The 20,999-nt window shown below is 33.0% G+C and carries 19 protein-coding genes; 12 read left to right on the forward strand and 7 right to left on the reverse strand.

The features are described 5' to 3' along the window. Window positions 1–32 precede the first annotated feature (32 nt). The 3 genes from C8C83_RS11440 to C8C83_RS11450 all read right to left on the reverse strand — a co-directional run bounded on the left by C8C83_RS11440 (window position 33) and on the right by C8C83_RS11450 (window position 5,655). A complete protein-coding gene (locus tag C8C83_RS11440) occupies window positions 33–3,464 on the reverse strand; it encodes a hypothetical protein (protein WP_121328699.1) in 3,432 nt (1,143 codons plus the stop codon). A gap of 240 nt (window positions 3,465–3,704) precedes the next feature. Next, on the reverse strand, window positions 3,705–4,964 hold the full coding sequence (locus C8C83_RS11445; protein WP_121328700.1) for an aspartate kinase: 1,260 nt from the start codon (window positions 4,962–4,964) through the stop codon (window positions 3,705–3,707). 205 nt (window positions 4,965–5,169) lie between these two features. After that, entirely contained in the window at window positions 5,170–5,655 is a 486-nt protein-coding gene (locus C8C83_RS11450; protein WP_121328701.1) for a GNAT family N-acetyltransferase, read from the reverse strand. Window positions 5,656–5,917: 262 nt separating this feature from the next. On the opposite strand from C8C83_RS11450, the gene fbp reads away from it, so the two are divergent. Further along, window positions 5,918–6,922: a class 1 fructose-bisphosphatase gene (gene fbp / locus C8C83_RS11455; protein ID WP_121328702.1), complete on the forward strand. Its 1,005-nt coding sequence runs from the start codon at window positions 5,918–5,920 to the stop codon at window positions 6,920–6,922. A gap of 165 nt (window positions 6,923–7,087) precedes the next feature. On the opposite strand, the gene C8C83_RS11460 is transcribed toward fbp, so the two are convergent. Continuing rightward, window positions 7,088–7,519, reverse strand: a complete 432-nt coding sequence (locus tag C8C83_RS11460; RefSeq protein WP_099709691.1) for a TerB family tellurite resistance protein — start codon at window positions 7,517–7,519, stop codon at window positions 7,088–7,090. Window positions 7,520–7,688: 169 nt separating this feature from the next. Between C8C83_RS11460 and C8C83_RS11465 the strand changes: the two genes are divergently transcribed. From C8C83_RS11465 to C8C83_RS11485, 5 genes are all read left to right on the forward strand, one after another. Beyond that, the gene (locus C8C83_RS11465) at window positions 7,689–8,282 is read left to right on the forward strand and encodes a HupE/UreJ family protein (RefSeq protein ID WP_121328703.1); all 594 of its coding nucleotides are present in this window, start codon (window positions 7,689–7,691) and stop codon (window positions 8,280–8,282) included. Window positions 8,283–8,287: 5 nt separating this feature from the next. Then, window positions 8,288–8,719, forward strand: a complete 432-nt coding sequence (locus C8C83_RS11470; RefSeq protein WP_121328704.1) for a dCMP deaminase family protein — start codon at window positions 8,288–8,290, stop codon at window positions 8,717–8,719. Beyond that, window positions 8,720–10,297, forward strand: a complete 1,578-nt coding sequence (locus tag C8C83_RS11475) for a S41 family peptidase (protein ID WP_121328705.1) — start codon at window positions 8,720–8,722, stop codon at window positions 10,295–10,297. A gap of 17 nt (window positions 10,298–10,314) precedes the next feature. After that, window positions 10,315–10,680 carry a nuclear transport factor 2 family protein gene (locus C8C83_RS11480; RefSeq protein ID WP_121328706.1) on the forward strand — a complete coding sequence of 122 codons (366 nt, stop codon included), beginning with the start codon at window positions 10,315–10,317 and terminating at the stop codon, window positions 10,678–10,680. 77 nt (window positions 10,681–10,757) lie between these two features. Beyond that, a complete protein-coding gene (locus C8C83_RS11485) occupies window positions 10,758–11,069 on the forward strand; it encodes a hypothetical protein (RefSeq protein ID WP_121328707.1) in 312 nt (103 codons plus the stop codon). 205 nt (window positions 11,070–11,274) lie between these two features. On the opposite strand, the gene C8C83_RS11490 is transcribed toward C8C83_RS11485, so the two are convergent. The 3 genes from C8C83_RS11490 to C8C83_RS11500 form a co-directional block, all read right to left on the reverse strand. Next, window positions 11,275–11,880 carry an FAD-dependent oxidoreductase gene (locus C8C83_RS11490; RefSeq protein WP_121330025.1) on the reverse strand — a complete coding sequence of 202 codons (606 nt, stop codon included), beginning with the start codon at window positions 11,878–11,880 and terminating at the stop codon, window positions 11,275–11,277. Between the two features lies 1 nt (window position 11,881). Beyond that, window positions 11,882–12,085, reverse strand: coding sequence for a hypothetical protein (locus C8C83_RS11495; RefSeq protein ID WP_099709685.1), 204 nt, complete (start codon window positions 12,083–12,085; stop codon window positions 11,882–11,884). 108 nt (window positions 12,086–12,193) lie between these two features. Further along, window positions 12,194–12,772: a MarC family protein gene (locus tag C8C83_RS11500; protein WP_121328708.1), complete on the reverse strand. Its 579-nt coding sequence runs from the start codon at window positions 12,770–12,772 to the stop codon at window positions 12,194–12,196. A gap of 305 nt (window positions 12,773–13,077) precedes the next feature. Here C8C83_RS11500 and C8C83_RS11505 point away from each other — a divergent pair, with 305 nt between their 5' ends. The 6 genes from C8C83_RS11505 (at window position 13,078) to C8C83_RS11530 (ending at window position 20,933) form a co-directional block, all read left to right on the forward strand. After that, a complete protein-coding gene (locus C8C83_RS11505; RefSeq protein ID WP_121328709.1) occupies window positions 13,078–13,647 on the forward strand; it encodes a DUF3109 family protein in 570 nt (189 codons plus the stop codon). A gap of 336 nt (window positions 13,648–13,983) precedes the next feature. Continuing rightward, a complete protein-coding gene (locus C8C83_RS11510) occupies window positions 13,984–14,961 on the forward strand; it encodes a ribonucleotide-diphosphate reductase subunit beta (RefSeq protein ID WP_083692655.1) in 978 nt (325 codons plus the stop codon). A 262-nt stretch (window positions 14,962–15,223) separates the two neighbouring features. Then, a complete protein-coding gene (locus C8C83_RS11515) occupies window positions 15,224–17,623 on the forward strand; it encodes a ribonucleoside-diphosphate reductase subunit alpha (RefSeq protein WP_121328710.1) in 2,400 nt (799 codons plus the stop codon). Between the two features lie 231 nt (window positions 17,624–17,854). Then, a complete protein-coding gene (locus C8C83_RS11520) occupies window positions 17,855–18,514 on the forward strand; it encodes a hypothetical protein (protein ID WP_121328711.1) in 660 nt (219 codons plus the stop codon). 63 nt (window positions 18,515–18,577) lie between these two features. Next, window positions 18,578–19,633, forward strand: coding sequence for an XRE family transcriptional regulator (locus C8C83_RS11525; RefSeq protein ID WP_121328712.1), 1,056 nt, complete (start codon window positions 18,578–18,580; stop codon window positions 19,631–19,633). A gap of 460 nt (window positions 19,634–20,093) precedes the next feature. After that, on the forward strand, window positions 20,094–20,933 hold the full coding sequence (locus C8C83_RS11530) for a prephenate dehydratase (RefSeq protein WP_121328713.1): 840 nt from the start codon (window positions 20,094–20,096) through the stop codon (window positions 20,931–20,933). Window positions 20,934–20,999: the final 66 nt, after the last annotated feature.

The following is a 20,999-nucleotide window of genomic DNA, read 5'->3' on the forward strand; positions in this document are numbered from 1 at the left end:
AATCAATTTATTGCAATGTTTTTCGTTAACTGTTAAAAATATGCACGCAACTGAATGTTTCCCGTATGAACCGTTGAACCTGTCTCACTTTTTCGCCCCTGATAGTTTAAATTGACATCCAAAAATTGCGTTATATTCTTCTGTAATAACAGCTTCCAGACTAAATTTTGTCCAGCCTGAAGCCCTTCGAGCATTTGGAATCCAACAGATGAAAATTCGTTTCCGGTAAATTTATTTTGGTAAAAAGAAAACTCTCCATTCAGCGTTATCTTCTTTTCGCCGGCAAAAGAAAAAGAAGTTCCGAGTCTGTTTTGAACAAGCGTTTCAAAATTCCCTATTTTGTTTTCTTTGTTTTGAAATTCATAAAAGAAATCTAAACTCGTATTTTTCGAAAATAAATAACTGACTTTCGGCGCCACTTGATATCCTTTTAAGTCGTAATTTTTTTCGACAAAATCTTCCGAAACCAAATTGGTTTTAATTGTTTTGGTAAAGAAATTAAACAACCAGCTTTTTTGATACAAATGTGTGTATTGCAATTGATGCGAACTATTTTTGACAGTCTGCGAACCAATCGAAAGTAGATTTTTACCTTTATTAATAAGATAAGTATACGTTACAGAATTCTTTTGTTTCCCTCGATTGTAATATAAACTGTTTCTAAAGCTCGAATTTAATCCAAGAATATTTTCTTCGGATGAATTAAACGGATTCAATTCTAAACGTTCACCCTGGCTTTTTACTTTTCGATCCATAATAAAGGAAGTCTGATTGTAAAAATAAGAAAGTATTTTTTTGTAACCCGTTTCGTTTTGCCATTGCAATGGATTCAAAGCAACAGATTGTGAAAATTTATTCTGATTGGTTTTTATGTAAATCTGATTCGGTAAAAAGATTCTAATGTATCGCGCCTGATCTGCGAAAGCGGCAATTTCAAACTCTTCCAATTGCTGAACACCATCGCCATTATAATCATTCCAGGTATAAACTCCCTGACCGGTTGGAACTTCGATATAGGTAAATTCTTGTTGCGCAATAGTTCCGGAACTGGTTTCGTAAGTTGAACCAATTTGCATTAACTGATTAAAAAAACGATCGTTGTAAAGTATTCGTGAGTTCAAAGAAGGTTCATTTTTTCGGGCTGAATCTGTAAAATCTAAATTTCTATAACTGGCATAAACTGCTAAATCTGTTTTTTTATTCTGAATCAATTTTGACTTTAAAAAATAGGTTTGCGAATTGTTCACATGTTGCAATAAACCATTTTGCAAACTATCATTTCGGCGTTGCAAATATCCTATTTCTACAAAAACTTTAGTACTATCACCGCGACCAACAAATGCACCGTATTCTGAGAATCTTTGGCTTAAAGCCGAAAACTGATTTGTTACTTTATCTCGTTGCTGATTGTCTTCGATTTGTAAACTGGCACCAACCCAGTTTTTGCCAAAATGATATTTAGTTCTGGTTTGATTTCGAATAAATTTCGAAGTCGAAGCCGTAGCATCTGAGTTTAGAAAACTTCCCTGATTTTCGATTGTCCATTGTTTCAGTTTAAAAAGAGCAGTTGTAGTATGTCTCCCTCCCGAATAACTTTCGGAATAATCTAATTTCTCAAATTGATACGTGAATAAACCAATGTTTGTTGTTTGTTGTTTTGCAAATAAATTAAAATTTAAACCCGTAACCAATAAACTTTGATTGCCTAAAAGAGTCCCGGTTAAATTCCAATCGCGGTTAAATTCGATATTATACAAACGTTCGACTGATCTAAAATCTTCCTGCACAAATTGATAATTTGCAAAAGCGTCCAAAGTCCAGTTTCTGGTAAAAAGACGTTTTTTGATATTTGTTTTCAGAGCAAGTCCGCTATTATCACCGTCATCAATGTTCGAAAATAAGTTTTTATCATTGTTGCTTATCGCGACTTCAAAGTCAACTGAGGTTTTTTCGTCAGGATTGTATTTCCCCAAAAAAGTAGCTACTTGCAATTTTATTGGCGCAACCAATTGTACAATAGGTTCATAATTTCCTTGTAAAATGCCATTAACCGGCGCAACATATTCATAAATACGTTCGACCGAATTATTATTCTGAATGATATAATTTCCGGAATTATTGCCCACAAGACTAAACTTTACATTGTATAAAACTGCAGTCGCATCTTTAGAATATTCATAAGCTTCAACAGAATTTATGAGGATTTTTTTATACAAAATTTTATTATCGGCATAAGAATCTTCATAAGCAGAAGGCGCTTTCATTAAATTTGGATCGTCACCCGCCTGACTTAAAATCTGAACTTGTTCTGTAGAAAGATTTTGTTGTAAAGGCTGATTTTTCATGTCATTTTCCGAATATAAATAACCGCCAAAACTCCAGTTTTTGTTTTCGTGCGTGGCTCCGGCATACGTTACAATTCGGTTGTAATTTCGATCTGAATATTGGTATTCGATATTGATTCGCATTTCAGAGGTAATCGTAAAAAGTGAAGTAAAAGTAATTTCACCCGCATTATAATCGATCACATAATCGTTGTTTTCGCCACGTTTTAGCAAAACACCATTTACGTAAACACGTTCAGAACCTGAAATTACCAGAACATACAATTCGCCATTTTGACCTTTTAATTTATAAGGTCCCTGATTTCCTTCCTGACCTGTAAAAGTGCTTTTGGCATATTGACCTTTTGCAAATGCAACAGAGGCAAAGACGTTAGTTTTACTTTTGCCAGTATCAAAATCAAAACTTGCTGAGATTCCCTGAACCTTTTTATTGAAACTTAAAAACTGAGTTTTTCTGTTTTCTAAGAAAACATCTCCCGCCCGAATGTTCCAGTCGTCGCTAAAAAGTTCCATGAAAATATTGTCAAACTGATCCAGTTTCTGAGAATAACCGCCATCCTGTAACGGAATATTATTGTCCTGAAGTGAAGCTCGTAAACTAACCTTATCGGATATTTTTCCGGTAATTTGCAAATCCAGATTAGAGTTTAGAACCGTATTTTGATTGTTTCCAACCGTTACACCGCGAGTGATACTTCCGGAAGTATTCAGACCGTCAAACGGAGTTACTTTTTTAGCAGACGGATTGTCAATTTTGTACAATTTCTCAGAACCAATATCATTTGTAACAATTTGGCTTGATTTGTAAAGGCTGTATTCTTTAGTAATAAAATCAGGATATTTTAAGTAATTGACAATTAAAGTGTCAGAAGTCGAAGACAGTTTTTCGTTGAGAAGTAAAGTTCCTTTCTGGAAATTTATCTTATAAAAAGTCGAATCTAAAACTTCATTTTTAGTATTCAATATCTTAAAATAACTCGAATTAATACTGAAATCTTCCAGATGAATAGTGTCGCGGGTTGCAATTACTTTTTTGGTTTTGTACGATGATTCCGTTTCCTGAGCCTGAAGACCCGAAAACCAAATAAGCAACGTTACAAATAGTAATTTTTTCAGCATAAAGACTTTAACTCTAAAAAGCCAAAAGTAGTATTTATAATTGGGAAATGTTGTGAGGGATATTTTAGTTTTATTATTGAATTGGCACGTTCAATTACTTAAGTATTCCTTTAATGATAAAGAAATTTAGAGAAAGTACTTTAAGTATTTAGACAATGGCTTCAACTAAAAAAGGCTTTACAATCACGTAAAGCCTTTTTAGGAAATATATTGAATTAATATAATTAACTTATAAAGAAACTAGTTAAGTTCTTTAGTTACAATTTGCATCGTTTCTCTACTCACTTGTTTTAGTAAAACTTCTTTATTGTCTTCTACGGTTTCCGCCGCTTGTTCTGTAAAGTGACGAATGGTATATAAAGTTACATTCTCGCTATAATCTACTTTGAATTTTTTCGAAAGTATCGAATTCAAATCATTGAAATTTTCAAATTTATCCTCTACACAAACAGAAAAACTAATAGCAGAATTCTGAATCAGGTTTACTTTAATTTTGAATTCATGGAATAAAGCAAAAATCTCACTGATATTTTCTTCCATTATAAAAGAGAAATCAATTGATGAAAGCGAAATCAAAAGTTGGTTTCTTTTCACAATAAAACAAGGATATTGTGGCTCCAAATCAACACCTTTAGAAACACAAGTTCCTTTTAATAATGGGTTGATGAAAGATTTTACGTATAACGGAATTTCTTTTTTCTGTAATGGCTGTAATGTTTTTGGGTGAATAACCGTTGCGCCGTAAAATGCTAATTCAATCGCTTCACGATACGAAATTTGATTTAACAAACTTGCATTTTCAAAATAACGAGGATCGGCATTCATAACTCCGGGAACATCTTTCCAGATTGTTACGCTTTCTGCATTTAAGCAATAAGCAAAAATTCCTGCAGTATAATCAGAACCTTCACGGCCTAAAGTTGTGGTGAAATTGTTCTCGTCAGCACCCAAAAATCCCTGAGTAATATTTAATATTTTTCTCGGAACATTTTTACTGATCAATTGTTGGGTTGTTTCCCAATCAACTTCGGCATCTCTGTAGTTTGCATTTGTTTTAATGAAATTACGAACATCCAGCCATTGCGTTTGGATTCCCATAAAATTCATGAAGTGACTTAAGATCGTAGTCGAAATCAATTCTCCAAAACTCACAATCTGATCGTAAACAAAATTGTAATTAGGAGATTTATTATGTGCCAAAAAGTATTCTAACTCTGAAAATTGTGCAGTTACAGCAGCAAAAACAGCATGTTTTTCATCTTCGAACAAATCAAGTAAGATTTGATTGTGATATTTCTTTATATCCTGTACAGATGAATTTAACTCTTCAGATTTATCAAAATAATTCTTGATAACAACTTCAAGAGCATTTGTGGTTTTTCCCATAGCCGAAACCACCAAAATCACATCTTCGTAACCTACTTTTTGTAAAACGTCATATACGTTTTTAATTCCATCGGCATCTTTAACTGATGCTCCACCAAATTTAAATACTCTCATTTTTAATTTTAGATTTTAGATTTCAGATTCGGGGTTTGAAAAGAAATCGGGTAATTTTTTTATTTTTTAGTTACAGAATATTTTTCTGCCACTCCCGATAGCTATCGGGATAAAATGATTTTCACTGATTTTTTTTGCCACGAATTTCACTAATTAGCACGAATTAATTAGTGAAAATTCGTGAAATTCGTGGCAAAACATTTTTTTATTTTTCTAAAAACGTATTAATTCCTGCTTCGTCCATTTGTACAACTCTCCATTCTTCAAGAATCTTTGCGCCTGAATTCTCATAGAATTTAACTGCCGGAGTATTCCAATCGAGAACATTCCAATCAATTCTTCGAACATTGTCTTCTTTTCCTTGTTTCATAATCGCAGAATAAAGTGCGGATCCCAATCCTGTACCGCGCATTTTTTCCTTAACAACTAAATCTTCAAGGTGTATTGTTTTTCCTTTCCAGGTTGAATATCGGTAATAATATAATGCCATTCCAACAATTTCTTTCTGTTGTTCGTCATTTTCAATTTCTGCTACAAAAACATGAAATAATGGTTTTTCTCCAAAACCGTCACGAACCAAATCTTCCTCATTTATTACAACTGCATCAGGTTCTTTTTCGAATATTGCTAACTCCTGTATTAATCCTAAAACCGATTTCATGTCTTCGGGATTTCCTTTTCTAATATTCATATTTTGTTCCTTTTATTTTAACCCTAAATATACGATTACCACTTTTATTTTAAAAAATTGTTTGAGAAATTTCTTGTAACAGCAATTCGTATATTCTTATTATTAAGCGTTTATTGGCTAAAAAAGTATTTTTTTATTTAATAGTTCCAGCTTTTAATTAGCAAATATACAATAGTGACAAACTAACAAAATAATTTTTGAATCATTCTCACAAAAAAAGCGATATTTGTGACTTATAATCAAAAACTACAACGATATAGTAATGGAAGAACGCAATAAAACACTAGGAGAGTTTATTATTGAGAACCAAAAAGCATTTCAGTATTCGTCGGGGGAGCTTTCCCGAATTATCAACTCTATACGTTTGGCGGCAAAAGTCGTAAACTATAAAGTAAACAAAGCTGGTTTAGTGGATATTATTGGCGCTGCAGGCGAGCAAAATATTCAGGGCGAAGACCAACAAAAATTAGATGTGTATGCAAACGAAGTATTTATCCAGACGTTAATAAACCGTGAGATTGTCTGTGGTATCGCTTCAGAAGAAAACGACGATTTTATTACTGTTCAGGGGAGCGACAACAGTCATAATAATAAGTACGTGATCTTAATGGACCCGCTGGACGGATCTTCAAACATTGATGTAAATGTTTCTGTGGGAACTATTTTTTCTGTTTTTAGAAGAATTACTCCAATTGGAACTCCGGTAACAAGCGAGGATTTTTTACAACCGGGAATCAATCAAGTTGCAGCAGGTTATGTAATTTATGGAACTTCGACTATGTTGGTTTATACAACCGGACACGGCGTAAACGGATTTACTTTAAATCCGGCAATTGGTACATTTTACCTTTCACATCCAAATATGAAATTTCCTCAAAACGGAAATATTTATTCGGTGAATGAAGGAAATTATGTTCACTTTCCACAAGGCGTAAAAAACTACATTAAATATTGTCAGCGCGAAGAAGAAGACAGACCTTATACTTCAAGATATATTGGAAGTTTGGTAGCAGATTTTCATCGAAATATGATCAAAGGCGGAATTTATTTATATCCAACAAGTTCAAAAGCACCAAAAGGAAAATTACGTTTGTTATATGAATGTAATCCAATGGCATTTATTGCAGAACAAGCAGGAGGAAAAGCAACAGACGGATTTGGAAGAATTATGGAAATTCAACCAACAGAATTACATCAAAGAGTTCCGTTTTTCTGCGGAAGTCATAATATGGTAGAAAAGGCAGAGGAATTTATGGCAGCTGAGTAAGTGCTCGGTTTTTTTAGTATTCCGTCGCAGTCTCAGTTTTCAGTCTGAACTATAAATAACAAACCCGACAAGTTTAAAAAACTGTCGGGTTTATTTTTAGTGATTCAATTAAATTTCAATCTTCGGTACAACACTGTAAACTGATACTACGACTGAATACTAATATTATCTATTCATATTTTCCATTTCGAAAAGGAAAGTATCTAAATCTACTTTTTTGTCTACTAATGACAATGCTTTTCTTACGATATAATCAATATTTCCAGGAGTGAATCCTAAAGCCAATCCCATACGTCTTAGCATTATTTCTTGTTGATCCCCTAAATGATGATCTACGTGAACCATTCTTGCCAAATCATACAAACGCTCTAAACGTTGTGCATATAAGTAAGGCGGGTTTATCGCATGTTGCCACGGATCTTTAAGGATTTCCTTATATTCGTCTTCTGAAATTTCTAATCTTGAAGCTAATTTGTCTAAAAAAGCTTGCTCTTCGTCATTAATTTTTCCGTCAGCAAATGCGACACGCACAATTGCAGAGAAATGACCTCTGTTTCTTTGTTTGAATTCGTTATCAAATAATTCTGAAAATGGCATAATTAATTAGGTTTTTATCGAACAAAGATAAATCTTATTTTAATTTAACATTTTAAATTTCTCATAAAATTTAACTTATTTTTCTCTGCGGTTTTAAGAGTTGACTTTGTTGGTTTTTCAAAATAAATCGTAAGTTTACAACCCCTAATCAATTAATATTATTGCCCCTATGTCAGATTTTTGGATTTATTTTCAAATAGGATTGAAGCACGTTCTTGATATTCATGCTTACGATCATGTTCTTTTTTTAATCGCATTAACAACACCTTATTTGTTTAAAGACTGGAAACGTATCTTGCTTTTGGTTTCTGTTTTTACAATTGGTCATACACTGGCATTATTGCTTTCGGTTTACGGAATTATTGCTATAAAAGTCAATATAGTAGAGTTCTTAATTCCGATTACGATTTTAATAACGGCTGTTTTTAATCTTTTTACAGCAGGGAAAACATCTAAGAACGATGGTATAAATTTATTGTTCTTTGTAACCTTGTTTTTCGGGATTATTCACGGACTTGGTTTCTCAAATTATTTTAAGACAATTTTAGGAGGTTCACCAAGTTCAAAATTACTACCTTTAGGAGAATTTGCGCTAGGTATCGAAGCAGCACAATTAGTGGTCGTTTTTGTGGTTTTGGTTATATCATATATAGTACAAACGGTATTTCGTTTTTCAAAACGCGACTGGGCACTTGTAATGTCGGCTTTTATCATTGGTGTTGTAATCCCAATGATTATCGAAAGCCCAATTTGGAACAGATAAATTAAATGGAGATAAAAAAATTAAATAAATACGATAAAGCGTATTTGCGCATTGCAACTGAATGGGGAGCACTTTCCTACTGTAAGCGAAAACAAGTAGGCGCTATTATCGTAAAAGACCGAATGATTATTTCTGACGGATATAATGGTACACCTTCCGGATTTGAAAATTGCTGTGAAGACGAAGACGGATTAACACGTTGGGATGTTTTGCATGCCGAAGCAAATGCTATTTTGAAAGTTGCCCGATCAACTCAGTCTTGTGAAGGAGCAACATTGTACATTACATTGTCGCCATGTAAAGAATGTAGTAAATTGATTCATCAATCCGGAATAAAAAGAGTGGTTTACCACAACGGATATCGGGATGATTCCGGGATTCAGTTTTTATTAAAAGCGGGTATCGAGGTTGAACATATTCCTGATCTAGAAGAGTAAATGAAATTTAATTTAAAATATTTACCAATCGTTATCGGAGCGACTTTTGCTCTTGGAACCGTACTCGGAAGCAGAATGAATGCGCCCGTTGATGATCAGTTATTGGCTAAGAACTACTCAAAAACCAAACTGAACAAACTGATTGATTTTATCAATAACGAATATGTTGATAGCATCAATACAGATTCTATTGTGAACTTAACGGTAGATAATATTTTATCAAAATTAGATCCGCATTCTGTATATATTCCACCAACGGAACAAGCAGAAGTTGCTGAAAGCATGAAAGGAGATTTCGTAGGTATCGGAATCAATTTTTATATGTATAAGGATTCTGTTGCAATTATAAAACCTATCGAAAACGGACCTTCGGCGAAAGCTGGAATAAAATCAGGAGACCGAATTTTATTTGCCGGAAAAACCAAATTATTCGGAAGAAGTTTGCCTTCAGATAGTTTGTTTTCGAAATTAAAAGGAAAACAAGGAAGTGAAATCGAACTGACTGTTTTTAGAAAATCAGAACAAAAGAAACTTAAATTTAAAGTAAAAAGAGATATTATTCCAATCAAGAGTGTTGACGCTTCTTTGATGCTTGGAAATAATACGGGTTATATAAAAATCAATCGTTTTGCCGAAACTACTTTTGACGAGTTTAAAGCTGGTCTAAACAGATTGAAACAAAACGGAATCGAATCATTAGTAATTGATCTTCGTGATAATGGCGGCGGATATATGGAAGAAGCTATTGCTGTCGCCGATGAATTTTTGAAAGATAAGCAGTTGATTGTTTTTACTAAAAATAAAAACGGTACGACTGAAAAAACATATGCTACAAAAGCAGGAAGTTTTGAAACTGGAAAAATATATGTTTTAATCAATGAAAACAGCGCTTCTGCCAGTGAAATTTTAGCTGGAGCGCTTCAGGATAATGATCGCGGAATTATTGTTGGACGTCGTTCTTTTGGAAAAGGATTGGTGCAACGTGAAATGGATTTCAATGACGGATCTGCGGTAAGATTGACTGTGGCGAGATATTATACGCCAACCGGAAGATCAATTCAGAAACCTTATAAAAAAGGAAACGAAGAATATTTTAAAGAATCAGAATCTCGTCTAAAATCTGGAGAACTTTATGCTAAAGACAGTATAAAAGTTGCAGATTCCTTAAAATTTAAAACGCCAAAAGGCAAGATTGTTTACGGCGGTGGCGGAATCGTTCCGGATATTTTTGTGCCAATTGAAGCGGAACACGGAAACGAAAATGTTGCTTATTTGCTTCAGACAGGAATTGTTGGTCATTTTGTTTTTGAAGAATTAGACAAAAACCGAAGTGCGTTTTCAGGTCTTCATTTTAATGAGTTTTTGACTAAAATGAAAACTTCTGATGTATATTTCAAAAAGTTCAAAAACTATGTTTTATTAACTGGTTTAGATCTGAAATTAGATAAAACCAAAGCTTTGGTAAACCGTTATATTACTGCAGAATTTGCCAGACAATTGTACGGTGAATTGTATTATTATGATGTGATTTTGAAAGAAGATGCGATGATCAAAGCGATTCTAACTCCGAAAAAGTAATTTTAATTTCTTTTCATATGAAAACAGAAGATATTGTGAATGCTGAGATTGAACTTTTGACAGCGATTAAAAATGCTGATATTGCTGCTTTAGAGAAAACACTCCACGATGATTTGCTTTTTAATTTACCGGACGGTCAAACAATTACAAAAGAGTTTGATTTGAATTCGTATCGTTCCGGAAAAATGAAGATTGATGCATTAGAAGCGTCAGATCAAATTATTAATATAATTGGTGACAATGCCGTTGTTAGCGTCATGATTTCATTAAAAGGAACTTACGACAATAATGCTGTAAATGGTGCGTTTCGTTATATCAGGGTTTGGAAACAATTCGGCGAAAGCCTAAAAGTAATTGCAGGAAGTTGTATTCAATTACATTAAAATAATTAATAATAATTTAAAACAAACTTGTAGAGTCTTGCGGAAAATCCGGCGAGCTTTGCGGTTAAACTATAAATATGAAAAATCTAAAAAGAGTAAGTCTTTTATTAGTGTTAATGGCTTTTGTAATTTCTTGTGCTTGTATGAAAGATAAAAACGCGATTTCGGGAAAAGTGATCTCTATCGAAAACGGAAAAGACGGTTACACTGCAAAAATCAATACGGATAAAAACGAAGTTTATTTTGCTACAATCAGTATTGTAAATCTTGGCGGACCTGAGAAGTTCAAAAGATTTAAAGAAGGCGATGAGGTTTCGTTAAAAGGTGAAATCTGGAAAACAGACACAGAGAAACATATAAAAGTAAAAGAAATTGTTTCAGTAAAGTAAAAGCTAAAACATAAAAAAGAATAAACCATTAAAATATTAAGTTTATTAAGCTTTGCGCTAAATTTTCTTAATATCTTAATGGTTTTGTTTTTTGTGGAAGTTTATGTTTCTTGAATTTTCAGCATTAAGTTATTCAAGTGCCAAAAGCTTAATAAACTTAATCTCTTAATGGTAAAAAAATAAAAAAAAATAATGTTTTAAAGCTTTATCGGATGCTATCGTGGGCGTGAGTTTGAACGCCGTTATTCCATAAAGTTAGGATATCTGTAGCAACAGCAGCGCCACTTCCGGCAGCGATCGCTAATTGGCTCCTCCATCCTGCCAAAGTTCCGATAACATAAATGCCGTCAGCTACTTTATGATCGTCATTTTTAAGCTGAATACGTTGTTTTTCCGGAAGTGCTTTTTTATGTGGTTCAATATATTGCATTAAACCTTCAATGTCAAAAGTATTGGCAGAACCAATTCCAATAACGATATTTTTTGTTTTGTAAGTGTCTTTATTGGTCGTTACAGTAAATTCAGGATAAGAGCCTTCAATTTTAACCACTTTTTCGTTTGGTATTTGTGTAATGTGCGGATAACTTTCGGCTAAATGTTCAGTGCTTTCAGTCAGCAATTCTGAACCTAATTTACCCGGAGTAATGCCATAAGCGTTGTAGAAAATTGCTTCTTGTAAAGAAGAACTTTTTTGATGTGTAAAAACACCGATTTTTTTATCGGAAGCAAAAGCTTTGTTTTTGGCAGATCCTAAAACCAGAGCACAAGACATACTCGAAACACCACCGCCAATAAGTAAAACGTCAAACATATTATCTGTTATCATTCATTTTTTCTTCAATTCTTTTTGAAATTCTAAAAATCAAAAGAATCAAAACTGCGCAAAATGAAGCGGCGATTCCAATAAAAGCTACAACACTGTCTCCTTGAAAAGGATTCTTGAAGTCTAGCAACGTAATATTAAAAACAATTAAAGCTAATGCCAGAAGCACTAAGATTGAAGTAAAAATTTTCATAATGGTTGTTTGTTTGCCTAAAATAATAAAGTAAAACTCTCAGATGTTAAAAAATGTCCTTAAGTTGTATTTTAGAAATTTTATGGGGTAAATTTATAAAAATAATTGTTAGACAAACAAACCTTTAACATTAGCAGCAAATAATTTAACAGCAATCGCTAAAAGTATCACTCCAAATGTCTTGCGAACCACGCCAAGTCCGTTTTCTCCTAATAAATTCTCGATTTTCTTAGAAGATTTTAATACAACATAAACCAAAATGATATTCAATACAATCGCAATAATGATATTAATGGTGTGAAATTGAGATCGAAGAGATAATAAAGTAGTCATAGTTCCTGCTCCGGCAATCAAAGGAAAAGCCAAAGGAACAATTGAAGCTGATCCTGGTTCTTCGTCACGATAAATTCTGATTCCTAAAATCATTTCTAATGCCAAAAAGAATAATACAAAAGAACCCGCAACAGCAAATGAATGAACATCTATACCAATAAGATTAAGTAAGCCTTCTCCAACGAAAAGAAAAACAATCATAATAAGTGCGGCTACAATCGAAGCTTTTTCAGATTCGATATGTCCAACTTTTGCTCTTAAATTCACAATAATAGGAATAGATCCTACAATGTCAATTACAGCAAAAAGCACCATTCCTACAGTAACGATTTCTTTAAAGTCGATATCCAGCATATTACTTTGATTTTAAGGGTTTAAAATTTTGTGCAAAGGTAGATAATAAAGGTAGGTGTTTTTTTGATACGATGTATTATTGTTATAAAAACACGGTTTTACATTTAAAAAAGTGATATTTGTAACAAATGTTCTTTTTTACCGCAAAAATTCGCAAAGATTTACGCAAAGTTCGCAAGGAAAAATGTGATAAAGCTTTGCGAACTTTGCGTAAATCTTTGCGTGCTTTGCGGTTAATATTTTAGAGTGTTTATCTGCTTTCTTTACCTATCTTTGCACTTTATAAATTTCAGTACTTTATTATCATGTTTCAATTAGGTAAAACCATTATTTCAGAAGATATTCTTGAAAAAGAATTTGTGTGCAACTTGTCAGCTTGTAAAGGAGCTTGCTGTGTTGATGGAGATGCCGGCGCGCCATTAAACGAAGCTGAAACTAAAATTCTGGAAGAAATTTATCCTAAAGTAAAACCCTTTTTACGCAAAGAAGGAATTGCAGCAATCGAAGCGCAAGGAACCTGGGTAAAAGGAACTGATGGCGATCTTGAAACGCCACTAATCGATAATAAGGATTGTGCTTATGTTATTTTTGATGGCAAAACTGCACTTTGCGGAATCGAGCAAGCTTATAACCAAGGAATCGTAGATTGGAAAAAACCAGTTTCTTGTCATTTGTACCCAATTCGTGTAAAAGACTTCACGGAGTTTGCTGCAGTGAATTATGATAAATGGGATATTTGCGATGATGCCTGTTCTTTGGGTAAAGAATTAGAAGTTCCTGTTTATAAATTTGTCAAAGAAGCGCTAATTCGCCGCTTTGGTCAGGATTGGTATTTGGAGCTTGAAAAAGTAGCCGAAGAACTTAAAAAATCGTAAAAATCTACGCGCGTTAGTTACCACTTTTGAAAGCTATATTTTAACTCAAAAAATAAAGTTTTGACTCAAAAAAAAACTTTTAAAAACAATTCAAAATTTCTTGCTTTTTATTGTAAAAAGTCTATATTTTACGGGCTTCAAGGTTATTTGTTAGCTTTTAAAACATTCATTTTCAGTAAATTAATTATTGTCTGAAAAATATCTCATTTTTTAACCTTTGTTAAAAACTACGTCGAATTGTGAATAAGTTTGGCTTTCATTTTTAGCGATAATTGACAATCTTTGTAGTCTATTGAATTGGTAGAAATTCAATACAAAAATTAAACAAAAATTACCATGTCACAAGTCGAGCCAATATTACAAGAAAATAAAAATCGTTTCGTTATTTTTCCAATTAAACATCATGATATTTGGGAATGGTACAAAAAGATGGAAGCTAGTTTTTGGACTGCTGAAGAAATTGACTTGCACCAGGATTTGACAGACTGGAATAATAAGTTAAGTGACGACGAAAGATATTTCATTAAACATATATTGGCATTTTTTGCTGCTTCTGACGGAATCGTAAATGAAAACCTTGCTGAGAACTTTGTTAATGAAGTTCAATATGCTGAAGCGAAATTTTTCTATGGTTTCCAAATCATGATGGAAAACATTCATAGCGAAACTTATTCTCTATTAATTGACACTTACGTGAAAGATGAAGCAGAGAAAGCAGAATTGTTTAATGCTTTGGAAGTTTTTCCTGCAATTAAGAAAAAAGCAGATTGGGCTTTAAAATGGATCGAGTCTGATTCATTTGCTGAAAGACTAATTGCTTTTGCAGCAGTTGAAGGAATTTTCTTTTCAGGTGCTTTTTGTTCTATTTATTGGTTGAAAAAACGTGGATTAATGCCAGGTTTAACTTTCTCTAATGAGTTGATTTCTCGTGACGAAGGTGTACACTGTGACTTTGCAGTGCATTTACACAATCATCACTTAATTAATAAAGTGCCAAAAGATAGAATTAAAGAAATTATTGTTGACGCTTTAGATATCGAAAGAGAGTTTGTTACAGAATCTCTTCCGGTAAGTTTAATAGGAATGAATGCTACTTTAATGACACAATATCTGGAATTTGTTGCAGATAGATTATTAGTAGAATTAGGTTGCGAACGTGTTTATGGATCGGCGAATCCGTTTGACTTCATGGACATGATTTCTCTTCAGGGAAAAACTAATTTCTTTGAAAAACGTGTTGCAGAGTATCAAAAATCTGGTGTTATGAACACAGATAGTGATGCTCAGAAAATTTCATTTGATGCAGATTTTTAGGTAACAAAAAAATATTTTTAGCGCGATCTAAGAAGTGCTAAAAAAGAATAACAGTAGATTTTTTAAGATTGAATCTTCATCCCAAATCGTCGATTCAATAACAATTTTTAATGTATTTAAATTCATTTTTCGAATTTGAATCGGACAACTATTGAGAATCCTACAATTCTCAAAAAATAATTTAAAAACACGCAATGTTTAAGATCTGGAATTCGTTATTCCAGTGTCTTTCATTTTTTCAATAACTAAAATAGGTAAGCTTATGTATGTAGTAAAAAGAGATGGCCACAAAGAGCCCGTAATGTTTGATAAGATTACAGAAAGAATCAAAAAATTGTGTTACGGCTTGAATGAGCTTGTAGATCCTGTTAAGGTAGCGATGAGAGTTATCGAGGGATTGTATGATGGGGTTTCAACTTCTGAACTAGATAATCTTGCGGCAGAAACGGCGGCTTCTATGACAATTGCGCATCCAGATTATGCACAATTAGCAGCACGTGTGGCAATTTCGAATCTACATTCAAATACTAAGAAGTCGTTCTCAGAGACGATGAAAGATATGTACAACTACGTAAATCCAAGAAACGGACAAGACGCTCCATTACTTTCGGATGAAGTATTTAACGTAATTCAGGAAAACTCTGCTTTCCTAGATTCGCATATCATTTATACAAGAGATTTCAATTACGATTACTTTGGTTTTAAAACTTTAGAGCGTTCCTATTTGCTAAAAATAAACGGAAAAATCGTAGAAAGACCGCAACATATGTTGATGCGTGTTTCGGTTGGTATTCACCTTGACGATTTAAAATCAGTAATTGAAACTTACGATTTAATGTCTAAAAAGTTCTTTACGCACGCAACGCCAACGTTGTTTAATGCCGGAACTCCAAAACCACAAATGTCTTCTTGTTTCCTTTTGGCAATGCAAGATGATAGTATTGATGGTATTTATGACACATTAAAACAAACGGCTAAAATCTCGCAATCAGCGGGAGGAATTGGTCTTTCTATTCATAACGTTCGTGCGACTGGATCTTACATTCGTGGTACAAACGGAACTTCAAACGGAATCGTTCCGATGTTGAGAGTTTTCAACGATACAGCTCGTTACGTAGATCAAGGTGGAGGAAAACGTAAAGGAAGTTTTGCGATTTACATCGAAACTTGGCATGCTGATATCTTCGACTTTTTGGATTTAAAGAAAAACACAGGAAAAGAAGAAATGCGTGCGCGTGATTTATTCTTCGCAATGTGGACATCTGATTTATTCATGAAACGTGTTCAGGAAGATGCATCTTGGACTTTAATGTGTCCTAATGAATGTCCAGGATTATACGATGTTTACGGAGAAGAATTCGAAACAATGTACCTTGATTATGAATTTAGAGGAAAAGGTAGAAAAACAATTCGTGCACGTGAATTATGGGAGAAAATCCTTGAATCACAAATCGAAACTGGAACTCCTTATATGTTGTACAAAGATGCAGCAAACCGTAAATCGAACCACAAGAACTTAGGAACAATTCGTTCATCTAACTTGTGTACTGAGATTATGGAGTTTACTTCTAAAGATGAAATCGCGGTTTGTAACTTGGCTTCAATTTCGTTGCCAATGTTTATTGATAATGGTAAATTCGATCACGAAGCGCTTTACAATGTTACAAAACGTGTAACTCGTAACCTGAACAAAGTAATCGACAGAAACTACTATCCGGTAAAAGAAGCCGAAAACTCAAACATGCGTCACCGTCCGGTAGGATTAGGAGTGCAAGGATTAGCAGATGCTTTTATAATGTTGCGTATGCCGTTTACAAGTGATGAAGCAAAAGCATTAAATCAGGAAATTTTCGAAACATTATACTTCGCAGCCGTAACTGCTTCTATGGAAATGGCAAAAGAAGAAGGACCATATTCTACATTTGCAGGATCTCCAATGTCACAAGGAGAATTCCAATATAATATGTGGGGAATGAAAGATGAAGAATTATCTGGTCGTTGGGACTGGGCTTCATTAAGAAAAGAAGTAATGGAACACGGAGTTCGTAACTCATTATTAGTTGCGCCAATGCCAACAGCATCGACTTCTCAAATCCTTGGAAACAACGAAGCTTTCGAACCATATACATCAAACATTTACACACGTCGTGTATTGTCTGGAGAATTCATCGTGGTAAACAAACATTTACTGGAAGACTTAGTAAAACTAGGTTTATGGGACGAAACGTTGAAGCAAGAAATCATGCGTCATAACGGATCTGTTCAAAACATTGATATTATCCCGCAAGACCTTAAAGATCTTTACAAAACAGTTTGGGAAATGTCGATGAAAGACATTATCGATATGTCACGTCAAAGAGGTTATTTCATTGACCAATCACAATCATTGAACTTGTTCATGCAAGATGCAAACTATTCTAAACTGACGTCAATGCACTTCTACGCTTGGCAATCAGGATTAAAAACAGGAATGTATTACTTGAGAACGAAATCAGCAGTTGATGCGATTAAATTCACATTAAACAACGATAAAAAAGAAGAAGATGCACCGGCAGCAGTTTTAGTTCCGGAAACAGAATCTATCAGCGTTGAAGATTACAAAGCGATGTTGCTAAAAGCACAAGCCGGAGATCCTGAAGATTGTGAAATGTGTGGAAGTTAATAATGTTAAATATAGGTGTAAAAAAGGGAGTTTGTCTTCCTTTTTTTATGAGTTTTATGCAAAAATAAATTTATATTAAACTCATAATAAAATAAAATTTAATCAATTTGCGCAGTAAAAATATAAGTCGTATTTTTGGTGAAAATAAAAAAGCTCAACGTACCAGGTTGAGCTTTTTATAAGGTCGTTCTTTGAAATATTTGATGCATTACAAAAAAACGTAAATTTAAAATGTTTTACAAAACTAATTTTTTTCCGGAATATACACAAGGTGTTAAGTCCGATTTTTTAGAAGAATTTTTAGGAAAATCTTACGAAGCCATAAGAATAGGGGCTTCCCAAGCGTTACAGCAAATTGTTAAATTTCCTGATGAATATGATTTCAGAAATGCAAAACCAGTTAGAATAAGTAGTTTAGTCAAACGGGAGTTTGTTAAGATGCTTAGTCTAAATGAAGGATTGAGAAAGAAAATTAGTCGATTTAAAAGTCATGGAGTTGATTATTTTCTAATTGAAGGTAAATTTTTAGTTTGTCTCAAGAAGATAGATAAAAAAGGGAGAGTAAGTAGTTTTTATTCCAAGAGGTTTAAAGCTATATTAAATGGAGAGGAAAAAGTTCCTTATTCTAAAGAAATGTTAGAACAACTAGCAGGCCTAGGCATTCATAAGCCTTTGCCTATAGTTTTTATTGGCCCGACCTTAGATAGTACAGGTTTGGTTTGTGAGGATGTAAAGTGTGTTAATTATAAAGACGGAGCGATTAATTTTTTAATTAGTCTTAAAGATATTTTTACTCCTAATTTATTTAATCAAGGCACATCATCTTCAGAAGATAATAAAGTCGGCGATTGGAATCCTAAGTTAAAAGGAGACAAGAGTGCTGAAAAATAATAGTATTAATTAGTAATGCATCAAATATTTCAATACGATTTTTAACCAAAAAAATCTAATGATATGACTTATAACAATGAAACGCTTAAACTTTACAGAGAATATAAAGGTTTAAGCCAAAAAAAGTTTGCTGACTTTTTAGGTGTTTCTCAGACGGTTATTTCAAAAATAGAAAAAGGTTTGAGACCTCTCGATGAAGATATTATCAACGATTTATCACCATTTGTGAATAAAAAATTCTTTTTGCAAAAAATTGAAAATCTTAATCTTAAAATTTATTATAGACAAAGTTCATCTACAGCTAAAAGCACAACAGATTTATTTGAATCCAGATTGACCTTAATAGCAAATCACATTTCTCATTTTTTAGAGGAGATTGAAGCTCCTGAAAATCAAATTCCAAGTGTAGATTTAAATGATTTTGGATTGGATCCTGAAGCACTAGCTTTAGAAATCAGGCAACTTTTCGGGTTAGGGATTTCTCCTTTAAACGATATTGTTGAATTGCTTGAATCCAAAGGAGCTTTTGTTCATTTTTTCGATTATCCTTTTGTTACTCCAGAAAATAAAACTCTAGACGGAGTAAGTTTTTATATTAAAGGTTGTCCAGTTATTTTGATAAATAATAAAATACAGAATGCAAGAAAGGTGTTTACATTGGCCCATGAGTTGGGGCATCTAATTATGCATTTAAATTTTATTGTTGAAAGTAATCGTGATGAGGAAGCAGAAGCTAATAAATTTGCTTCGGAATTTATAGCACCTAAAAGAGCTCTGAATGGGGAATTTAGCAGGTTAACTTTAGAGAAACTATTTATGCTAAAAGCGTATTGGAAAATGTCAGTTGGAGCATTATTGTATAAAGCTAAACAAATTGCGTTAACTCCAGATCAATATAGAAGATGGGTTACACAGCTTTCAGCATATAGAAAAAACGAACCGCATGATATTGATTTAAGTATTCCAAGAAATTTAAAAAAATGTTTTACTTTTTTTAGGGATACCTTGCATGAAGGCGATAATGAATCTCTTTTTGATGAATTAGGAATAGATAAAAAAATATTTGATGATTTGTATTCTACTTTTACGGAAAAGAGAAAATTAAGAATTATATATTAGTAAAGGAGCAACCATATTAGGTTGCTTTTTTATTATATAAAATGTTTAGAAGTTATTTTTTTTCTATTAATAAAAACCTTTTTTTAAAGTTGGAAAGTTAAAATCTCAGCGTCTTAGCGACTAAGAACCTTAGTACCTCACTAAAAACCAATTGTCTATATCGCATTTTAAGCCCGTTTTTTTATATTATCATACAAAACATCATAAATTTGTTAAGAAATCCTTTTTTGTTTCATAAAATGCATTATTTTTTTTGGTGCAGTAAAAATAATTTATACATTCGCAGAGAATTTATTGAAAAACACAAACAAAATGTCTAATAACCGTTTTTATTTTAGCAACTCTTTTTATTTCTTCTTTAGTAGAAGTGAGGATTGTGCTATGGTTATTTGAGAAAATTTAAAAGACAAATAAAACTAATATACAATCCTGATGAAAATCAGGATTTTTTTTTGAATATATGACAACTAAAATTGCAATACAAGGTATAAAAGGTTCATTTCATCATCAGGTTGTGAAAGAGTATTTCTCTGAAAATGTGGAAATTGATGAATGTTTATCTTTTGAAGAATTGATTGACAGCTTGCTTTCCGGGAAAACTGACCAAGCAGTTATGGCGATTGAAAATTCGATTGCAGGGCCAATTATTCCGAATTATGCTTTGATTGACAAGAATAATTTACACATAATTGGAGAACATTATTTAAATATTCAGCAGAATTTAATGGCTTTAAAAGGTCAAAAAATTGAAGATATAAAAGAAGTTCATTCACATCCAATGGCACTTTTGCAATGCATGGATTTCCTGAAACAATATCCAAATATCAAATTGATTGAGGATAAAGACACAGCCGAAACAGCGAGAAGAATTCAGGAAAAGCAGCTAACCGGAATCGCTGCAATTGCAAGTGTAACGGCGTCTGAAATGTATGATTTAGATATAATAGCTTCTTCGATTCAAACGATTAAAAATAATATGACTCGTTTCGTAATCATCAAAAAGCAAAATTCATTTTTGCCGGAAAACGAAATCAACAGAGCATCAATCAAATTTGAATTAGATCACAAAAGAGGAAGCTTAGCAGCAGTTTTGAATGTAATGAGCGATTGTAAACTGAATTTGACAAAAATTCAATCGCTTCCAAAAATTGAAACACCTTGGAAATATTCATTTTTCGTAGACATAACATTTGAGAAATATGAAGATTTTGCAAAAGCCAAATCCTTACTAAATATAATGGCAGAATATTTTAAAGTGTTAGGAGAATATAAGAATACCAAACCTTTAAGTGAGTCTTAAAGTTGAAAAGTCTTAAAGCCCAGAAAACTTTAAGCAAATTAAAAAGTTTAAAAGAGCCTAAAGCCT

The sequence above is a fragment of the Flavobacterium sp. 90 genome, assembly GCF_004339525.1.
Lineage (GTDB): Bacteria > Bacteroidota > Bacteroidia > Flavobacteriales > Flavobacteriaceae > Flavobacterium.

Excerpts from the sequence above, each read along its gene's own strand:
- C8C83_RS11440 (WP_121328699.1), bottom strand. The coding sequence starts at position 3,464 with ATGCTGAAAAAATTACTATTTGTAACGTTGCTTATTTGGTTTTCGGGT.
- C8C83_RS11445 (WP_121328700.1), bottom strand. The coding sequence starts at position 4,964 with ATGAGAGTATTTAAATTTGGTGGAGCATCAGTTAAAGATGCCGATGGA.
- C8C83_RS11450 (WP_121328701.1), bottom strand. The coding sequence starts at position 5,655 with ATGAATATTAGAAAAGGAAATCCCGAAGACATGAAATCGGTTTTAGGA.
- fbp (WP_121328702.1), top strand. The coding sequence starts at position 5,918 with ATGGAAGAACGCAATAAAACACTAGGAGAGTTTATTATTGAGAACCAA.
- C8C83_RS11460 (WP_099709691.1), bottom strand. The coding sequence starts at position 7,519 with ATGCCATTTTCAGAATTATTTGATAACGAATTCAAACAAAGAAACAGA.
- C8C83_RS11465 (WP_121328703.1), top strand. The coding sequence starts at position 7,689 with ATGTCAGATTTTTGGATTTATTTTCAAATAGGATTGAAGCACGTTCTT.
- C8C83_RS11470 (WP_121328704.1), top strand. The coding sequence starts at position 8,288 with ATGGAGATAAAAAAATTAAATAAATACGATAAAGCGTATTTGCGCATT.
- C8C83_RS11475 (WP_121328705.1), top strand. The coding sequence starts at position 8,720 with ATGAAATTTAATTTAAAATATTTACCAATCGTTATCGGAGCGACTTTT.
- C8C83_RS11480 (WP_121328706.1), top strand. The coding sequence starts at position 10,315 with ATGAAAACAGAAGATATTGTGAATGCTGAGATTGAACTTTTGACAGCG.
- C8C83_RS11485 (WP_121328707.1), top strand. The coding sequence starts at position 10,758 with ATGAAAAATCTAAAAAGAGTAAGTCTTTTATTAGTGTTAATGGCTTTT.
- C8C83_RS11490 (WP_121330025.1), bottom strand. The coding sequence starts at position 11,880 with ATGTTTGACGTTTTACTTATTGGCGGTGGTGTTTCGAGTATGTCTTGT.
- C8C83_RS11495 (WP_099709685.1), bottom strand. The coding sequence starts at position 12,085 with ATGAAAATTTTTACTTCAATCTTAGTGCTTCTGGCATTAGCTTTAATT.
- C8C83_RS11500 (WP_121328708.1), bottom strand. The coding sequence starts at position 12,772 with ATGCTGGATATCGACTTTAAAGAAATCGTTACTGTAGGAATGGTGCTT.
- C8C83_RS11505 (WP_121328709.1), top strand. The coding sequence starts at position 13,078 with ATGTTTCAATTAGGTAAAACCATTATTTCAGAAGATATTCTTGAAAAA.
- C8C83_RS11510 (WP_083692655.1), top strand. The coding sequence starts at position 13,984 with ATGTCACAAGTCGAGCCAATATTACAAGAAAATAAAAATCGTTTCGTT.
- C8C83_RS11515 (WP_121328710.1), top strand. The coding sequence starts at position 15,224 with ATGTATGTAGTAAAAAGAGATGGCCACAAAGAGCCCGTAATGTTTGAT.
- C8C83_RS11520 (WP_121328711.1), top strand. The coding sequence starts at position 17,855 with ATGTTTTACAAAACTAATTTTTTTCCGGAATATACACAAGGTGTTAAG.
- C8C83_RS11525 (WP_121328712.1), top strand. The coding sequence starts at position 18,578 with ATGACTTATAACAATGAAACGCTTAAACTTTACAGAGAATATAAAGGT.
- C8C83_RS11530 (WP_121328713.1), top strand. The coding sequence starts at position 20,094 with ATGACAACTAAAATTGCAATACAAGGTATAAAAGGTTCATTTCATCAT.